At 47.7% G+C, this 17613-nt stretch carries 16 protein-coding genes, 2 tRNA genes and 4 pseudogenes; 12 read left to right on the forward strand and 10 right to left on the reverse strand.

The window, feature by feature from the left end; genetic code table 11:
• Positions 1-374: 374 nt before the first annotated feature.
• Positions 375-599 (forward strand): DUF2594 family protein, encoded by a 225-nt coding sequence (locus K6K13_RS13575; RefSeq protein WP_222157496.1) that lies wholly within the window; start codon positions 375-377, stop codon positions 597-599.
• 67 nt (positions 600-666) lie between these two features.
• On the opposite strand, the gene K6K13_RS13580 is transcribed toward K6K13_RS13575, so the two are convergent.
• Complete coding sequence (locus K6K13_RS13580) at positions 667-963, reverse strand: hypothetical protein (protein WP_222157497.1); 297 nt, start codon at positions 961-963, stop codon at positions 667-669.
• 390 nt (positions 964-1353) lie between these two features.
• Positions 1354-1429 (reverse strand) — tRNA-Lys (locus tag K6K13_RS13585).
• A gap of 346 nt (positions 1430-1775) precedes the next feature.
• Between K6K13_RS13585 and cycA the strand changes: the two genes are divergently transcribed.
• On the forward strand, positions 1776-3179 hold the full coding sequence (gene cycA, locus K6K13_RS13590) for a D-serine/D-alanine/glycine transporter (protein WP_222157498.1): 1404 nt from the start codon (positions 1776-1778) through the stop codon (positions 3177-3179).
• Between the two features lie 186 nt (positions 3180-3365).
• Here cycA and K6K13_RS13595 read toward each other — a convergent pair whose 3' ends face one another.
• A complete protein-coding gene (locus tag K6K13_RS13595; RefSeq protein WP_222157499.1) occupies positions 3366-3626 on the reverse strand; it encodes a sigma-S stabilization anti-adapter protein IraP in 261 nt (86 codons plus the stop codon).
• Positions 3627-3894: 268 nt separating this feature from the next.
• A pseudogene (locus tag K6K13_RS13600) lies at positions 3895-4161 on the reverse strand (LysR family transcriptional regulator); the annotation flags it as partial.
• A 388-nt stretch (positions 4162-4549) separates the two neighbouring features.
• On the opposite strand from K6K13_RS13600, the gene K6K13_RS13605 reads away from it, so the two are divergent.
• Both K6K13_RS13605 and K6K13_RS13610 read left to right on the forward strand, forming a co-directional pair.
• Positions 4550-4625: transfer RNA gene (locus K6K13_RS13605), tRNA-Asn, on the forward strand.
• Positions 4626-4762: 137 nt separating this feature from the next.
• Positions 4763-5577, forward strand: a pseudogene (locus K6K13_RS13610) (tyrosine-type recombinase/integrase); the annotation flags it as partial.
• Between the two features lie 37 nt (positions 5578-5614).
• Here the strand turns inward: K6K13_RS13610 and K6K13_RS13615 are convergent.
• On the reverse strand, positions 5615-6061 hold the full coding sequence (locus tag K6K13_RS13615) for a DUF6998 domain-containing protein (RefSeq protein WP_434064576.1): 447 nt from the start codon (positions 6059-6061) through the stop codon (positions 5615-5617).
• Between the two features lie 560 nt (positions 6062-6621).
• Between K6K13_RS13615 and K6K13_RS13620 the strand changes: the two genes are divergently transcribed.
• From K6K13_RS13620 to K6K13_RS13630, 4 genes and pseudogenes are all read left to right on the forward strand, one after another.
• The gene (locus tag K6K13_RS13620; RefSeq protein ID WP_252120286.1) at positions 6622-6933 is read left to right on the forward strand and encodes an excalibur calcium-binding domain-containing protein; all 312 of its coding nucleotides are present in this window, start codon (positions 6622-6624) and stop codon (positions 6931-6933) included.
• A 115-nt stretch (positions 6934-7048) separates the two neighbouring features.
• Positions 7049-8192: pseudogene (locus K6K13_RS13625) on the forward strand (IS30 family transposase); the annotation flags it as partial.
• A gap of 15 nt (positions 8193-8207) precedes the next feature.
• Positions 8208-8390 (forward strand): annotated as a pseudogene (locus tag K6K13_RS23280) (helix-turn-helix domain-containing protein); the annotation flags it as partial.
• A 346-nt stretch (positions 8391-8736) separates the two neighbouring features.
• Entirely contained in the window at positions 8737-9336 is a 600-nt protein-coding gene (locus tag K6K13_RS13630) for a hypothetical protein (protein WP_222157501.1), read from the forward strand.
• Positions 9337-9384: 48 nt separating this feature from the next.
• On the opposite strand, the gene K6K13_RS13635 is transcribed toward K6K13_RS13630, so the two are convergent.
• From K6K13_RS13635 to K6K13_RS13645, 3 genes are all read right to left on the reverse strand, one after another.
• Entirely contained in the window at positions 9385-9777 is a 393-nt protein-coding gene (locus tag K6K13_RS13635; RefSeq protein WP_222157502.1) for a putative quinol monooxygenase, read from the reverse strand.
• A 40-nt stretch (positions 9778-9817) separates the two neighbouring features.
• Complete coding sequence (locus tag K6K13_RS13640) at positions 9818-10222, reverse strand: nuclear transport factor 2 family protein (RefSeq protein WP_222157503.1); 405 nt, start codon at positions 10220-10222, stop codon at positions 9818-9820.
• A gap of 142 nt (positions 10223-10364) precedes the next feature.
• Entirely contained in the window at positions 10365-11282 is a 918-nt protein-coding gene (locus tag K6K13_RS13645; protein WP_222157504.1) for a LysR family transcriptional regulator, read from the reverse strand.
• Positions 11283-11420: 138 nt separating this feature from the next.
• Between K6K13_RS13645 and K6K13_RS13650 the strand changes: the two genes are divergently transcribed.
• The 3 genes from K6K13_RS13650 (at position 11421) to K6K13_RS13660 (ending at position 13357) form a co-directional block, all read left to right on the forward strand.
• A complete protein-coding gene (locus tag K6K13_RS13650; protein ID WP_222157505.1) occupies positions 11421-11975 on the forward strand; it encodes a VOC family protein in 555 nt (184 codons plus the stop codon).
• Between the two features lie 12 nt (positions 11976-11987).
• Entirely contained in the window at positions 11988-12443 is a 456-nt protein-coding gene (locus K6K13_RS13655; RefSeq protein WP_222157506.1) for a nuclear transport factor 2 family protein, read from the forward strand.
• Between the two features lie 164 nt (positions 12444-12607).
• A complete protein-coding gene (locus K6K13_RS13660) occupies positions 12608-13357 on the forward strand; it encodes an SDR family NAD(P)-dependent oxidoreductase (RefSeq protein ID WP_222157507.1) in 750 nt (249 codons plus the stop codon).
• 327 nt (positions 13358-13684) lie between these two features.
• Here K6K13_RS13660 and K6K13_RS13665 read toward each other — a convergent pair whose 3' ends face one another.
• A complete protein-coding gene (locus tag K6K13_RS13665) occupies positions 13685-14602 on the reverse strand; it encodes a LysR family transcriptional regulator (RefSeq protein WP_222157508.1) in 918 nt (305 codons plus the stop codon).
• A 103-nt stretch (positions 14603-14705) separates the two neighbouring features.
• On the opposite strand from K6K13_RS13665, the gene K6K13_RS13670 reads away from it, so the two are divergent.
• On the forward strand, positions 14706-15914 hold the full coding sequence (locus K6K13_RS13670; RefSeq protein WP_222157509.1) for an MFS transporter: 1209 nt from the start codon (positions 14706-14708) through the stop codon (positions 15912-15914).
• Between the two features lie 466 nt (positions 15915-16380).
• Here K6K13_RS13670 and K6K13_RS13675 read toward each other — a convergent pair whose 3' ends face one another.
• The gene (locus K6K13_RS13675) at positions 16381-17556 is read right to left on the reverse strand and encodes an MFS transporter (protein WP_222161091.1); all 1176 of its coding nucleotides are present in this window, start codon (positions 17554-17556) and stop codon (positions 16381-16383) included.
• Positions 17557-17613: the final 57 nt, after the last annotated feature.

Genomic DNA, 17613 nt, shown 5'->3' on the forward strand with positions numbered 1-17613 from the left:
ATTGGACTGTTGCTATACACGGCAATAAAAAGCACACATGTGTTAATTTAAACACCCCTTACATTTTCTTTTCATCGCGCTGTCATTCCTTATTCCCATTTAGATGCCGGTAAGATGGCAGATACAATTGAAATGAAATGTATCCCTCGCAACATTTACAATACATAATGCGAACCTTGTTAGTTAAAAAAGATAAAAAAGTTGCACTGCGAACAGAAAAGCATCATTACTTCCCTGGCATAATCGATCCAACACCACCGCGTAACGCACTGTGTTATACTCTCGCGCATTCCAAAGCCCCACTGCGCAAACGAGCCATCATGCTTAGCGCAGAATAAGGCGTTCCACACTATTGTGCTTGTTAAGGAGAGCGCATGAGCAACGTAGATTTTTCTACTGGCAAATCCGTTGAAACACTGGCAGATGAAGTAACTTGTTTAAAAGCAATGATTACGCTCCTGCTAAAAGCCATCGGTCAGGCAGATGCCGGAAAAGTGATCATCAATATGGAAAAACAGATCGCTCAACTCGACGATCCCGCGCAGGCAGAAGTCTTTTCCACCACGCTGAAACAGATTAAACACGCTTATCGCCAATAACCACAGCAGGTTAAGTCTGGAGGCCAGATCCTTCTGGCCGTTTCTATCTCCGCACACCGTCTCAATGTCAGACCTGACGTTCACCCATCAGCGTTTGCAATTTGAGCAACAACGCGTGTTCCATCGATTTATAGTGCGTCAAATCCAGAACATAAACCTTATCGAACAGGCGTTTTCGGGAAAGTTGCTTGATTTCATCTACCAGCGACTTTAACTCACTGTAACACCCATTAATCTTGTACTCCGACGACTGTTCGGTACAGATAATCTCATGGATTACCTGACTGAGGGCCGAAAGTGGGATTACGGCATTCGGATCCTGATAGCTTGTTTCAACCACTGCCAAGAGTTTTTCTATCCCCATGAACCCCTCCTGATTGAATGAAGTTGTTGCATGACATATCTGGAGCGCTACGCGATGCATCAAGGCAAACAGCGCTTAACAACGTGCAAGCCGTAGTGCGAAAAGTATAGCAGGTCTACATAGAACAGGATGCGTAAGACACTCCGTCAGTGATCCACGCCGCGACAGAAACAACGCTTTGTGCGTAATCATCAAGCCATGACAACATAGAAACAATAATTCAGTAACCGGAGGATTATTTAATCAGGCAACAGAGGAATAAACGGTACATAAATAAGAGGTGAATATGTCAACTCATGGATATAAATAAAGCAATAAATAACGTTCCACCGAAAATCATTTATTATAAATAGCGGATAAAATCGCGGGAAATAAAGCAGTATGAAATGTTGGTGGGTCGTGCAGGGTTCGAACCTGCGACCAATTGATTAAGAGTCAACTGCTCTACCAACTGAGCTAACGACCCAACGCCGTGGATTATTCTCCCGTTGCCTGCCGCTGTCAAACGGTTAATTCGATTTTTTTCTTTTCGCTCCCAACCATGAAAATCCGATTGTCGACAAAAGCCGATTTTGTTAGTCTTGCCCACGTTTATATCCGTCATCTCAATTCCTAGTATGCCAGCCTTGTTCGAACAGAAAATACACAGACGTAAAACGTGCGAATGTTCACCTTCTCTATGCCACGTCCTCGGTATCATGCGCGGCATTACCAGGTTGGTTTAACAGGATCTATATATACCTATCGCTATCATCAGAGAGCCATTCAAGAGCTCAACACAACATCACCGACAAAAACAGGAAATTTAACACATGGTAGATAACGTCAAAGAGGTCGACGACCTTACCTCAGGCCATGATGAAGGCCTAAGGCGCAACCTGACCAACCGGCATATACAGCTTATTGCTATCGGTGGCGCTATCGGCACCGGTTTATTTATGGGGTCGGGTAAAACCATCAGCCTGGCAGGCCCTTCGATCATCTTCGTCTATATGATCATCGGGTTTATGCTGTTCTTCGTTATGCGCGCAATGGGCGAATTACTGCTCTCCAATCTCGAATACAAATCCTTCAGCGACTTTGCCGCTGACCTGCTGGGACCTTGGGCAGGCTTTTTCACCGGATGGACCTACTGGTTCTGTTGGGTGGTGACGGGCATCGCCGATGTGGTCGCCATCAGCGCCTATACCCAGTTCTGGTTTCCCGAACTTTCGCAATGGGTGTCTTCTTTATTGTGTGTGCTGCTGTTGCTCACGCTTAATCTCGCGACGGTCAAACTGTTCGGAGAAATGGAGTTCTGGTTTGCCATGGTCAAGATCGTGGCAATTGTCGCTCTGATTATCCTCGGTGCGGTGTTGGTTTTCATGCACTTCCCTTCCCCATCAGGTTCAGTCGCCTCTTTCACTAACCTGTGGGATCACGGTGGCATGTTCCCGAAAGGGATAAGCGGATTTTTTGCCGGGTTCCAGATAGCGGTCTTTGCCTTCGTCGGGATCGAACTGGTCGGTACTACCGCCGCGGAAACCAAAAACCCTCAAGTGGTGCTGCCGCGAGCCATGAATGCCATACCTATCCGTATCATCATGTTTTACGTCTTCTCGCTGATCATGATCATGTCCGTTACGCCGTGGAACGCGATTGCCGCCGACCGTAGCCCCTTCGTAGAGATGTTCGTATTGGTCGGATTCCCCGCCGCCGCCAGCGTGATCAATTTTGTCGTACTGACTTCGGCAGCCTCTTCCGCCAACAGCGGCGTATTCTCTACCAGCCGGATGCTGTTCGGATTGGCAAAACAGGGCGATGCACCTGCGGCCTTTGCACATCTGTCAAAACGCGCTGTCCCTGCAACAGGACTACTGTTCTCTTGCATCTGTCTGCTCAGTGGCGTTGTGCTGATTTACCTGATTCCGAATGTGATGACCGTGTTTACGCTGGTCACAACGGTTTCCGCCATTCTGTTCATGTTTATCTGGAGCATCATCCTGTGCTCTTATCTTAAATATCGGAAAACGCGGCCTAAGTTGCATGCCAATTCCACCTACAAAATGCCGTTAGGTATTATCATGTGCTGGGTATGCTTGGTCTTTTTTGCGGGTGTAATTGTTCTGCTGAGATTGCAACCGGACACATTACAGGCACTAATGGTGACACCGCTTTGGTTTGTCCTTCTTGCAATTGCTTATCAGTTCTTGCTGAAGAAAAAACAGAGCGCTTAATCCCGTATAAATCATTGCAGGCATTCATACTAAAGACGCTTATTATTGGCGTCTTTAGCTTTTAATACGTTTCCTGCGCGGGCAACTCACCCATCAAAACAGAGTTAATAACTCTAGACATAATTAAAGACGAAATGTGAAACAGCCTTTCATTTAGCAAATAGATGATGCTATAGAGCCGTTCAATCACTCAGGTGAATGGATAGATGCCATTCCACTGATATTTCTAAGAAGCAGATAGACATCGTCTCTTTCACCAACAGGCATCGTTTCCCGCCTTACAAGGAGATCAATTTCGCCCTTCAATTTGATCAATTTATGATCATCCATTGTGGAAATAACCGCAGAAACCAGCATTTCAAGAGATGCGACGCGAGTCTGAAGCCGCTTCTCATCTGCCTCCTTTTGCGCCAGTTTGATGAGTAATTGAGAAAGAAGAGTATTCATTTGAACTCCTTCATCAAAAATAATGCACCTGTGAGTAGCCCAGTATAAAGTGATATGCGCCTGCGGAGAAAACAGGAATTGAGATTAATGTAACACTAGAATTGCATCTTCTACCAGCACCAGAATAAAACATTATTGAGTTAGCGCGTGGACTGGCAAATAATACGAAAGGAGCCTGGATTACTTACAATGAAATCCAACGGCGGTCAGTGATAAAGAGAGATGACCAGCCACCATAACGATGGCTGGTGTTGCACAATCAGATATTAACAGCCTGCCGCACACTATTGACGGCAGTTTTCGCCTGCTCATATTGGTGCAGGATAGTTTGTGCGTGTGAGTAAAGAATTTTCCCTGCTTCAGTCGGCGTAACACCACGTCGGCTACGAACTAACAGTTGCTTTTCCAATTCACTTTCCAGCTTAGCCACCTGCTGGCTTAATGCTGGCTGTGCAATGTGTAACAACTCGGCAGCCTGTGTCAGGCTACCAATATCAACGATTTTAACAAAATATTTGAGCCGCCTTAGATTCATTTTCGCCTCCTGAGTAGTTACTCTTTTGAGGTAGCAAGAAGCGCGCCACTTTGTTCTACGTTGTGATTCTCATATTCATTTTGTGAGCACAGTTGCCCGTAAAATAAGGAAAAGAAATGGTTGGGCTATTTTTTTGCACTGCCGCCATCGCAAAGTCGCGTCAGGAAAGCAACAAGCCACTGCACCAGCATAAGGCAAACTTTGCTATATCAGGGTGCAATCCCTGATTGACCGCCAGAGGATAGGCCGTACACATCATGATAAAATCACTTATCAACACCATGATAATTCAAAGAATTGACTATTAGATCGGCAATCGGTAAAGATTGTGCATCACACCCTTTGACAAGCCCATACGCTATCGCTATTATCCACCGCACTCACCGATTCCTCTGTAGTTCAGTCGGTAGAACGGCGGACTGTTAATCCGTATGTCACTGGTTCGAGTCCAGTCAGAGGAGCCAAATTAAAGAAAGCAGACGTTCACTGACGTCTGCTTTTTTGCTTTTTATCAATTGGTTATCTCCTTCTTCAGGTTCGCCCTCGTTCACCAAAAAACACTCGAAGCCATACCCTTTTGCTGGTAAAAATACGGGTAAAGCTGGTTCCCATCAAAAAGATAAAGAAGCTGGGCTATCTGGAAATTGCCATGCGGGTGAAGCCGTATGCAACCACCATCATGCGTTATGCCGTCCAGCAAAAGATGATCCGTTTCAATCCAGCCTATGATTTGGAAGGTGCGGTTCAGAAACCACAAACGGAACACCGCCCCGCTATCGAGCTGGTAGAGATACACACCTTACGGGAACGTATTGAAGGCTATCAGGGCGTAGCAGACTGACCTGACTTGTGATAAAACTCAATCCGCTCAAGTGAACTCCGCTTTGCCAGAGGGCCAGAGATCGATTTCAAAAGTGCCTTGTGAGTTACCCCTGAACAGCGTGAAGCCATTGAAGGGATCAAGCATTCAGGCAGTGGAGCAAAAATGCGCAGAAAGCATTATGTTCCTCTGTGTAGTCAAGCATTGGCAATTTTGGAAGAGCTCAAAGACCTCACCGATGACGTTAACGGTGATGAGGGTTTTATCCTGACGGGCTGTTATGATGCGATGAGGCCTATGAGCGAAAACACCATCAAAAAAGCATTGCGCAAAGTGGGCTATGACACCAAAACCGATCTCTGTGGTCACGGCTTTCGAACGCTGGCGTATAGTGCCTTAATTGAATCGGGTATCTGGCCTGAAGATGTGGTTGAACTTCAGATGAGCCACATCGAAAAGAACAACGTTCGTGCTGCCTACACTCCTAAGGCCAAACATCTCGAACAACGCCGCTCATGTTGCAATCGCGAGCTGATTTTCTGGATGCTAACAACAACGAGACGGTCAGGCCGTTTGAGTTTGCGCAGAAAGTATAGTTTTTAAACCACGGGTGGTTTGTTTAATCCAATATGTCTAAACAGGCCATACCCTTTTACTGATTTGTTTAAACTTACTCACTGACAAAGCACCACGTACATTACGTGATTTTGAACCGGGGGCCAGTAAAGCGGCTTCCACCATAGGTCGATCAGCTTCCCACATCTCGGAGACAACGAAAAATTCATTCATCAAAACCAAAATAACTGAATCCCACTGGTGTTCCAATCGGATAGAACCAACTCGGTGCCCGACCTTAAACTTATCAGGAAGGCAACGGCCTTTGATTTGGATTTTTCGATAATCAGAATCAATAGCATCGTAGCCGGGACTTCTCGCACCCATTAATTTTAAATTTAATAACTTGGCAGCATAAAATTCAGCGACCTCCCCTGTTATCCCAAGAGGTTTCCCTGTTAATTTTTTATACTTTGCAGCCAAATCTATTGCAGTGGTCAACAATGCCTCTATTTCTTCGCTCACTAACATTCCTATGATATGGAGATAGAAGGAATTGGGAACGATAGCTCATCACCATTTAAGTTCCAGCCGTTTAAACTCTTGCCGGGCCAATAATGTAAACCAGTTCCCATACTCACCCCAGCATTTTCAGCCGTTTCATCCAAATGCTCACGCAACTCTGGAACTTTACGGATTTGAAAGAACTAAAGCTTAGTTGCCGTAGGTGTTCTTGTTATCGCGTTTAGCAACTCGCTAGCAACATCCCCGAGACTAAATTGCGACCGAAAAGGTACAACAAGCGCTAACCTCAACGTTAACAGGATAAGGCTATGATTATATGTGAGCCTACCTTTTTCTTGCCTGAAAATCCGCATCAGATAGCATTTTTTAGCATCATTCTCAATTTTTTAGACATGATGAGAAGAGCCGTGAACATCAGCCTATATGAATAAGATAAGAGTGATAATTTTCGTTGCACTTGATAATGACATTCATTATCATTTGCCTAATTTCAGATACCTACCTATGCCGCCTTCACGCATTACGTCTCATTTGAGAGCTAAACTTTTATAAGAGGATAAATGATGATAAAAATTTCATTAGTTATATCACTTCTTGCTTTATATTCATTCACAGTTCAAGCGAAATACTCTGACGCTAACAATCCCACAGATAATGCTGAAAACTGGAGCACCAAGAAGAACTATAATAATAGCAAAAAACGCACATCTACAGAATTTGTTTGCGATGGAAGACAATACTGCACGCAGATGCGATCTAAAGAAGAGGCTATTTTTTTCATCCAGAATTGTCCTAATACAAAAATGGATGGAGATAATGATGGGGATCCCTGTGAGAATGACACTCGTTTTGGTAAAAAAAGAAGATATTAAGGGAATAATAGGAGCAGCTCACCTAACTCTTTATAATCAAGGGAAAAGGGCTGCTAAGCCCTGTGAATTCAACGGGGCGATGCAACGCTATCCTTGATCGAAGGAGGACGTTGCCATGAAACAAAGAACGCGTATCAACTACACGCCGGAACAGAAAGCGATTATCGGGGACAAATATAAGCAAGGTGATTCCCTGCATGATATCGCCAGAATGTTCGACAGATATCATTCTTCTATAATGCCCACTGTTCACTAGACTGGTGGATACCGTCTCCCTGTGAGAAAGCGCTACCGGTTAGCGCTTTCGCTTGATGAAAGTGAAGAGATATCCAGAGGACTGGTAGCAAAACGTAGCATCTGAGATAGCGCTGACACATTATCAAGAGCCCCCTCAACGATTAACCCCGCGATCAAGAAGCATGGTGGTGCAAAACAATACCGTGCATCAAAAGCGGATACTGCTGCGTGGGAAAGTACTCTGAGACTAAAACCCTGCAAGCTAATTGGAATACCCACACTGTGTAAAATCATTGCCGAGAAGATGCATCAGAACGGGTCACCGAAACAAATCGCCGGTTGGCTGAAACACTGTTATCCAGATAATGAGGAAACGCATGTGTCACACGTAACAATTGATAAAAGGCTTTTTATACAAACCCGGGTGCACTAAAAAAAGAACTGCAACAATACCTCAGAAGCGGAAGAGTCGTGCGTAGATCCAGAATATCGTCGCTTAAAGGGAAAGGATTAGGATCGATTCCGGATACGATCCCTATCAGCGAAAGGCCACCTGAAGCCGCTGACAGAGCCATACTCGGTCACTGGGAAGGTGACCTGATTCAGGGCTCGAAAAACACCTATATCGTCCCCCACCGTAGAACGTCATTCCCGTTTTGTTATGCAGGTACAACAAGACCATAACGGCTATATCTGCCCTCATCAAACAAGCCCGGGAATTACCTGCTGAGCTTTATAAAACAATAACATGGGACCGGGGCGCTGAAATGACCAGCCATACCCGGTTTACTGTAGCCACAGATATTCAGGTTTACTTCTGCGATCCTCAATCCCCCTGGCAACGTGGCTACAATGAAAATACGAACAGATTGCTTAAACAGTATTTTCCAAAAGGAACTGACTTATCGGTTCACAGCTAGCAAAGACTAAACAGTGTTGCCAGGCGGCTCAATGAGAGGCCAAGAAAAACGCCAGACTATGAATCACCCGCAGAGCTTTTTAACCAATGTGTTGCATCCATCGGTTGTACTCACAGTTTTAGTTTCAATGAATGGCGACAACGTGTGCGGCTACTTAAGGCGCTTGAGCTTCTTGCTGCGGGCACGCCAGTGACGGCAATTGCTCTGAACCTCGGGTATGACAACGTGAGTGCTTTTATTGCTTTATTTCGGCGAGTATTTGGCACTACTCCCAGACGATATAAAACTCCAAATCTGTAGAATAGCTGAGCGGACCGCTATAGCTACTTTAACGTATGTAAGTTCTGCTCCTGGCACGGAGCAGCCCTCCCCCCATCAGGCAGTTATGAGCAAGAAACAGAAATTCACGGCTGCTCTCACACCACGATGGTGGTATTACTCAGGCTTGCGCGAGTTAATCAACGGGGCAGATCCAAGGTCTTTCGTTTGCTATCCTTTTCGTACTGACCGGTCCCCGGTGATTAACACGCTAGGATTTAGGGGGGACCGAAAATTAGGGAATTGTCCCATATGACGAATTTGTACTTAATGTAGGGTGTTTTTGTTTTTAGAAAGAACACTTGATACATTGCAAAGGATGCTCACCATGTCATCACGCCCTTCTCTCTGCTTACTGGCTCTCCCCTTGTTAGCGGGTTGCCAGTTTCTCCCGCATACGAATTACTTTATTGCGCCTGTTAATGAGCCAAACCCTGCGTGGGTTCGTATCGTTAATTACACGCAACATGCGGGTATCTATCAAGATGAAAAGGGCGTCCGCACTGGAGGTGTCATCCGGTCAGGTCCCTTGCCCTTTATTAACACGCAGGACATGGGCATGCCCAAAGCCGGGCAAGATTTGACCTTCGATTACTACGAAACACGCGTCCGGCCTGATGTAGAAACCGAGGTGTCGATGATGTGGGAAGGCCCACGAACGCTCTCTTGCTTCATCACCATCACGTTCACTCCAAAAGCAGGACGCTATTACCAGTTTATGCTGAACAAAGGCTCAGGTGATTTTTGTACCTCGGACGCTTCTTTGATCGAATGCGACAAGAATGGCACGACATGGCACCTCACGCCCAATCCTGAAGTGACTTACAAATCCAATGGGTCAACAGCGGAAAAACGATTCAGTAACGCCAGATTCGAAGACCCTGACTACCACCCGGATCCTAATCTGTATCCCGGCACAGCACTGTAACGCCTCGTGAGCGGTTTTTTACCTTAGTTTCAGGTTGTACGGTCTTGGTCAGGATGAAACGTTGCCACGCGGGTCATCAATATGCTGCTCCGCCACGTCATAACGAATCCCTTCACGATGCAAAATACGGACATGTTTCACTACTGTCGCCAACGCTTTCAAAAACGTTTCTGAATGCTCATGGCGCTCATAGGCGTCGATGTCCACCCAGCCCTCGGACAGATGAAAAGCGTCCGGATTGACCAGATCCTGAGAAAAAGCATAAAACACACAGCCCGACAGCCGTTGTGCAGCCTGCATTTCCGGTTTAACAGCATTAATGAAGGTCTGTCGGTCATCAGGGTGCACGCGATAATAAGCGCTGACGATGATTTTGGTCGATTGGGTTTTGTCATGATCGCCCGCAGAAAAAATGTGTGTATCGGTTGTGTTCGTACTCATTTTTCTCTCCAGATATTTTCGGTGAAATGCAAAAACAGGTTCAGGCGGTCTGCCCGCCATTAAAAGCACGCCACGCAGCGAACGTATCCAGCGATTCACGCAGCAGTTTGATTCTGCCCTCTTCCGCCACCAGTCGTCCGGCATAGGTCTGCTTGTATATCCGATCAGTTCCGGCCAGACCTGCTTCTACGCTGTATTCGCCAAATGCCTGTGTTGGTGTATCGATGAAGAACTGGATATTGCGGAAACGAAAATCCGGGACTTTAACCAATAATTCGGCAATGAAGCTTTCGATTTCAGCGGGACCCTGCACACGATGCGGCAGGCCCAGCGTCTGCAGATAGGGCAATTCCAGCACGCCGTCTGCGGCAAAAAGGGCAGCGGCGGTTTTAGGGTCCTGAATGTGGTCCAGGTAATGCTGAAGTAACTGCACGGCTGTTTTCATGGTAAGAGCGCTCCTGTTGTCAGTACCGGACGCATATCGGCGGCGTGAAGCAACAATAATCAAACTCAGGAGTGATCAAAACAGCAAAGAATGAAACTCATGGTTTCATAAATGTAATGATGAATCGGTATTGAGAGCAAGGTTAGTCTGGCCAGCGCCACTCGGGTTCACTGAGATGCCTGGCAAAGAAGTCCGACAGCACCCTGACCTTCAGCGGACGACTGCGCGAGGTGGGGGTGACAAAATAGAGTCCGCCCTGTGTCATCGACCATTCATCCAGCAGATGCACCAGACGTCCATCCTTCAGATACTCTGCGGCAATAAATTCCGGCAGTTCAGCAATCCCCAGACCTGCCAGCAGAGGCGGTAGCAGTGCATCGGAGTTGGTTACCCGCAGCGGGCCGTTCGGGACAATATCCTCCTGCGCGCCGTAGGCATGGGTAAACCGCCATACCTGGCTTCGTGCACGATAGGCATAGCTGAAGCACTGCCGAGCAGTGAGGTCACGCGGATGGTGTGGCATACCCTGAGTCTCAAGATAAGCCGGTGAGGCCACCAGATATTGTGTCACCGCACACAGCCTGCGCGCTACCAGCGAGGAGTCCGGCAGCGCCGCGATACGTAACGCGGCGTCAAAACCTTCGGCAATCAAGTCGACTGACGCATCTGACAGATGCAGATCCACACTCAGTTCAGGGAACTGGCGGATAAGTTCTGGCATCAGGGGCGCAACCCAGCGTAAGCCAAAAGACATGGGGACCGCTAAACGTACCTGACCGCGCGGTTGCACCGCCAGCTCATGGGCTTCGCTTTCCACCTCTTCTGCCTGGCGGTAGATCTCTGACGCCTTTGCAGCCATGCTCTGACCGAACTCGGTTAAAGCAAGCTGGCGCGACGTTCGGTTAAACAGTCGACCGCCCAAACGTTCCTCCAGTCGCGCCACAGCCCGTGACACGGTGGGGACAGAGACCCCCATCACCCTGGCCGCTGCCGCAAAAGAACCTTCTTCTGCCACTTTCGCAAACATCGCGAGTCCTTCGAAATCGGGGAATCTGTTCATTTCAAATCTGCAATGATGAGTTTCAAATCATTCTATTTTGAAAATTATCGCTCGTCGATATGCTTATCTCATCGAGACAACAACCGCTGCCGCCAGCAATGCCGGCTCAGGTTATTAACTCATCACAGGAATAAACAAATGAAAACGCACTGTATCGCTTCTACGTTTTTTGCTTCGTCACTGCTGCTGGGTGCTGCCAGCCTCTCTGCACCCGCTTTCAGTGCCGACCAGACGCCGCTGGTCACCATTTCAGGGGTCGATCATGCGGGCATCAACGTCCCTGACCTGGGTAAAGCCATCGCATTTTTCCAGACTACCTTCGGGGCAACGCTGGAATCCGATATTACCCCGGGCGCTATCCCAAATGCGTGGAAAGCGGCTTTTAACTGGCATGAGTCCAGTGACCTCAAACGTTTTGTCATGATGCGCCTGCCAGATGGCACGGGTGTGGAGCTCTTCCAGTACAGTGGTGAGCAAATCGGCCATAAACGTCCTCATCAGGATGATGACGCGGCGACGCATATCGCGCTGAAAACGCATGATGTGCTATCCAGCTTTACGGCTATCCAACAAGCCGGACTGAAAACCCTGAATGAGCCGGTGACCAATGCCGATGGCATACAGTGGTTTTACTTCCTGACGCCGTGGGGCTCGCAGATTGAGCTGGTGGGCAAAGTGAAAACAGCAAACTGACCGGGCACAGGCATGAAAAAGCTATTCACTAAAACCTTGCTGCTGGCCGCGCTGCTGACTGGCACAAACAACGTATGGGCGGAGAACACAACCATGAACATCACGACGACTCAGGTCGCACCTTCAGGCCTGCAGCAGCTCATCGATCGCCACTTTACGATCTGGAACAACACCGATGCCGCAGAGCGGGCAAAAGCGTTTGCTGCGGTTTACACATCGAACTTTTTCGTTGCCGAACACGGTGGTTTGCATCAGGGCACGGAACGCGTTAATGCCGCCATCAGTAAAGTGCAGTCACAGCATCTGGGCTTCATCTTCACCCCGGCACCTGCCGAGTGGAATCACGGCATTGCCCGCGTGACCTGGGGCTATGGCCCGAAAGACAATCCGTATCTGGTGCGCGGCGAAGATATCTTTACGCTCAACGACGGCAGACTGTCGAGCGCACGCGTTTTTATCAGCAAATAACCCAGTTTGACGGTATCCACGCGCGTGGAACGTGTTTTCCAGAGTCGTGCATTTTTCTGCACTGCTCAATGACGTTATGGTGCAAACCGAAATCAGCAGCCTGGTTTTCACTGTAACTCGATGACTCAAATAATATATTCATGCTTTAACTAAGGAATTTCACCATGAGTAAAACACTTTCAGAAAAAATAGCGTTAGTTACGGGCGGCAGTTCTGGCATCGGTCTGGCCTCAGCACAGGAGCTGGCAAAACAGGGCGCGAAAGTGTACATAACCGGCCGCCGCCAGGAAGAACTTGATGCCGCGGTGGCCCTGATTGGCTCATCCGCCACAGGGATCCGGGCGGACGCTTCTGTTCTGAGCGATCTCGATACTGTGTTTTCCATCATCGCGAGCGAATCAGGTAAACTGGATGTGCTTTTCGCGAATGCCGGTGGGGGTGACATGATGCCGCTCGGCGCCATCACAGAAGAGCACTTTGACCGTATTTTCGGCACAAACGTGCGTGGCGTGCTGTTCACCGTTCAGAAGGCACTTCCACTGCTGACTAAGGGTGCTGCTATCATTCTTACAGGCTCAACGGCTGCGGCTAAAGGAACAGCCAGCTTCAGTGTTTACAGCGCAAGTAAAGCCGCTGTGCGTAACCTGGCCCGCTCATGGGCACTTGACCTGAAGGACCGTGGCATCCGCGTCAATGTGGTTAGCCCGGGCCCCATCCGCACGCCCGGTCTGGGAGGACTTGTTCCTGAAGCGCAACGCCAGGGGTTGTTTGACACGCTGGCAGCAGGCGTGCCGCAGGGCCGCCTGGGTGAACCAGAAGAGATCGGTAAAACAGTGGCGTTTCTGGCCTCTAACGATGCGAGTTTCATTAACGCTTCGGAAATATATGTAGATGGTGGGTTAGCGCAGATTTAATCACTGTCATACTGAAAATTCTCAATGTCTATGACGAGTGCGACCGATTTTTGAATATTCGTCAGCGGATATCCGCGGGCCATGAATTTCAGCGCGGTTTATTATGACCAAATGATGCACTGCCGAAAAAGTGTTAAGTGCCGCATAAAGCGGCCTTTGCTTTCAGGTATGAATACAGCCCTTAAAAAAGCGTTATCCACTACATTCTCGTCAGATATAACGGACCTGGCCTGATGCAGTAATCCGTTACGAGCGAACACCAAAGGTTCGGTGTTAAGTAGAGACCCATGGTATCGACTGGACTCGTTGCGGCGATTCAATGCCACCTTATGTCGCTAAGGATATAGCGCTCAATTTCTGATGCATAAAATCAATGAGCGCTCTTGTTTTAGCCGGCAAGTAACGCCGATCTGAATAAAGTGCAAACAATTGCAAAGGGGCTGCCGATTGTTCAAACTCAACCTCGATTAACCGTCCATCGCTAATGTATGGTTGGCAAGCTTGTTTCGATAGAATGGCAAAACCGACACCCGCTAGCGCAGCCCGTCCCGCCATCTCTCCGCTGTTTACCCGATAATGCCCTTTAACCTTAATCGTCTGGAATTCTCCCTTTACATTGACAAACTGCCAGGGAGCACCTTTCAGTGCACTTACCGTTGTAATACAGGGCAATTCTTCAAACTGCTGGATACGAGAAGGGGTGCCGTAACGCTGAATGACGGAAGGGGCTGCAACAATGGTACAAGGGATAGTCACCAGATGGCGGGCGATGTAGTCACAGTCATCCATCTGACCACGGTTAATAATGATCGCTAAATCCAGATCATCCCGTAGGGATTCGAAACCTGACAAATTTGTGACACAACTGATCTCCAGATCCGGGTACTGACAGGCGAAATCGGCAATAACAGACCCCAGTAATGCAGGACCTATTTCATTGGGAATACAGATACGCAATGGGCCCTTGAGTTGCATTTGCCGTAACGTTAATTCTGTCTCAGTTTGCTCAAGCGCCTCAACTAATGGCTTCGCTCGAGTATAAAGCAAGTGCCCGGACTGGGTGAGTTTCATATGTCGGGTGCTGCGCTCGATGAGCTGAAGATTCAGTTTTTCTTCTAACTGAGAAATGCAACGACTAACATTTGATGTCGGCATTTCAAGGACTTTCGATGCCCCAACAAAACTTTCTTTTTCAACCACCGCAATGAACACTTTCAGGGTAGTAAAATCAAGGGCCGGACGCATCAACTATCCCATATGTGATAATAATGAGTACCATTTTTACCATATAATTAACACCCGTGATAGCAGTTAAACTCGGATATCTTTCATCCATAGGTTACTTGCTATGTCACTGGTCATACAGACGTTTAATCATAAAGCTCTCATGCGGATCGCCATTGTAATGGCTTTTATCCAGTTCACTAATGCGCTGGAATACATGGCGTTAACGCCTGTTTTTGCTTTTATGGCAGAGGGGTTCTCGGTTCCTGTATCATTTTCTGGCTATGTCTCTGGTGTATACACACTGGGTGCTGTCATTTCTGGAATTGTTGCTTTTTATTGGATCGACCTGTTTAATAAAAAACAATTCCTGATCAAGAATATGCTGCTGCTGGGAGCATTAACCTTTTTTACCACACTCACTACTCATTTTGGCGCTCTTCTGGTACTACGCTTTTTCGCAGGATTGGTGGGTGGTACGACAATGGGTGTGGGTATGAGTATTTTGATAAATTATGCCCCGGCAAACTTACGTGGGAAAATGCTGGCAACGGTGATTGCAGCATTTTCGATGGTAAGCATCGTCGGAATGCCCGCTATATTATTTTTCTGCACGCATTATGGTTGGCATACTGCGCTATGGTTAATCAGTTCACTGTGCCTAGTGTGTTTACCGTTGATAGTATTCATTCTTCCCAAGGATACGGTCCCATCAAGCGTAAAGGCCAACCTGTCTATCGATACTCAAACCTTACTTTTCGCCTCTTGTACTGCGCTGGTACAATTTAGTCCAATGCTGATTGTTCCCATTTTGACGCCCTTAATGACGCAGTACATGGGAGCACAAACAAACCTCTTGCCCTTATTGTTCTTAAGTGGAGGGATTGCAGGTTATTTGTCTACAAAAATAACAGGCATTCTAACATCACGTTTATCAGCGCTGATGTTGGCAACAATTTCAACGCTGTTCTTTGTAACAAGTCTGCTTATTCCTGCGATGGGTAGCCATAATGCATTTCTATTTATAACTTTATTTCTTGGTGCCTCATATAGCCGACTTGTTTCCGCTTCGTCGGTTGCGGTCCAGTATCCTGAGAATGAACAACGAGCCAGTTTTTCTTCACTACAGACAGCAATTATGTACCTGATAACTACTCTCGCATTCTTTCTCTCTTCCTTATTACTACCTGACCTGGGAATAACAACGCAAAATCTAAATAGACTGTTGGTTATAAGTGCATTAACTGCATCTGGATTTCCCATAATGGTCATAATACTTCAAAAGAAACTGGCTAAACGTACTATCCAGTCTGACCACCTCATCACTGATTAGCGTAACGTCTGCTATTGGCTGTGAGTTCAACCGTTGTACGTAGTTTCACCAGGGCAGACTCATCAATGCTCATTCTCGCTACGCATCTCTTGCGGCGGACACCATATTAACGATCACCACCTAGTTTAAAGAACTCTACCTCTTTTTTTGCCCCCCTATCTAATGGTGGTCATTTTGGTGGTTTTGACATAAAAGGAATTCATATTGTATTGATTATTATCTAGTTACCGGAAAATATATTCCCAGTCAGAAGCGCAAAATTCAAAAAGCAGATGTCCTTGGCATCTGCTTTTTGCTTCAATAAGATAATGTAAGAATTATTTGCCGACCTGAGCGTACTTTTCCCTCCACATCGGGTGAATGTGGTGGTCAAGAGACTTCGATAACGGAGTGCCCCCAAATGGCCATTAACGCTCTAAAAAACCGCATCGGATATCTCCCCTATCGCATCAAGGGTAAGGATCACCTATTCGACATGCACTTGCAGTGCATAATCTTTGCGGGCGCTTTGCCATGCCAGAAAGGCGAGCCCCAGCGCGATAAAGGAGAGGATGGCACCAGCCCAGTTCGGTGACGCCAAACCAAAACCGGCAGCAATAGTAGCGCCCCCCGCCCAGGCGCCCAGCGCATTTCCCAGATTGAACATGCCGATGTTAACCGATGCCGCCATTGTGGGTGCGCCGGCATGGCTGGCGCGATCCATAACCAGTTTCTGAATGGGAGAAACCGTTGCGAAACCAAAAGCAGCCATGAGGAAGACTGAAATGCAGGCAACCATATGATTCTCAATGCCGGCCCAAAAGATGAGAAGCACCGTACCCTGTGCGGCGAGGGTGATAAAAAGCGTGCCGAAAAGTGAGCGATCGGCAAAACGCCCCCCCACCCAGTTTCCAACCGCAAGCCCGAAGCCAAAAAGCACCATCAACCAGGCAACACCGCTGGCTGAAAAACCGGCTTTTTCGATCATCATCGGGGCGATGTAGGTGATAGAGGTAAAAAACGCAGCTGGACCAAAAATCGTGATCCCCATGACAAGCAGTACCTGGGGATCGACAAAGGCACGTAGTTCTGCACGTAGGGCCACCGCTTTCCCTTTCTCAATGTGCGGAACCAGCAAAGCAACGCAGACCATTGTAAACAGGCCAATCCCGGCAATCACCCAGAAAACAAGTCGCCATCCAAAGAGTTGCGCAAGCCAAGTACCGAGAGGAACACCCAGCAGATTGGCCAGCGTCAACCCCGAAAACATAAAAGCAATAGCACTGGCCTGACGACCCGGCGCAACCAGCGACGCTGCGATGATCGATCCGATACCAAAAAAAGCACCATGGTTGAAAGATGTAATGATACGGCCAACAATCGCCAGCGCCAATGTCGGCGCGATGGCGGTGATAATATTCCCGACGGTGAATATAAACCCCAGTGCTATCAACATCGTCTTGCGGGGCACCCTTGCCCCCAAAACCGTCAAAAGTGGCGCACCGACAAAAACCCCCAATGCGTAGGATGTGGCCATTAGCCCGGCAGTAGGGATATTGACGCCAAAATCAGCGGCAATTTGAGGGAGAATACCCGCAATGACGAATTCAGTGAGACCGATCCCGAATGCACCGACGGCGAGGGCTAAAAGAGCTATTGGCATTGAAACTCCAGCATGTACTTGTTGATTGAATATCATTAGGTAAAATCGAGTATATTC

It is taken from the genome of Symbiopectobacterium purcellii (assembly GCF_019797845.1).
GTDB classification, from domain to species: domain Bacteria; phylum Pseudomonadota; class Gammaproteobacteria; order Enterobacterales; family Enterobacteriaceae; genus Symbiopectobacterium; species Symbiopectobacterium purcellii.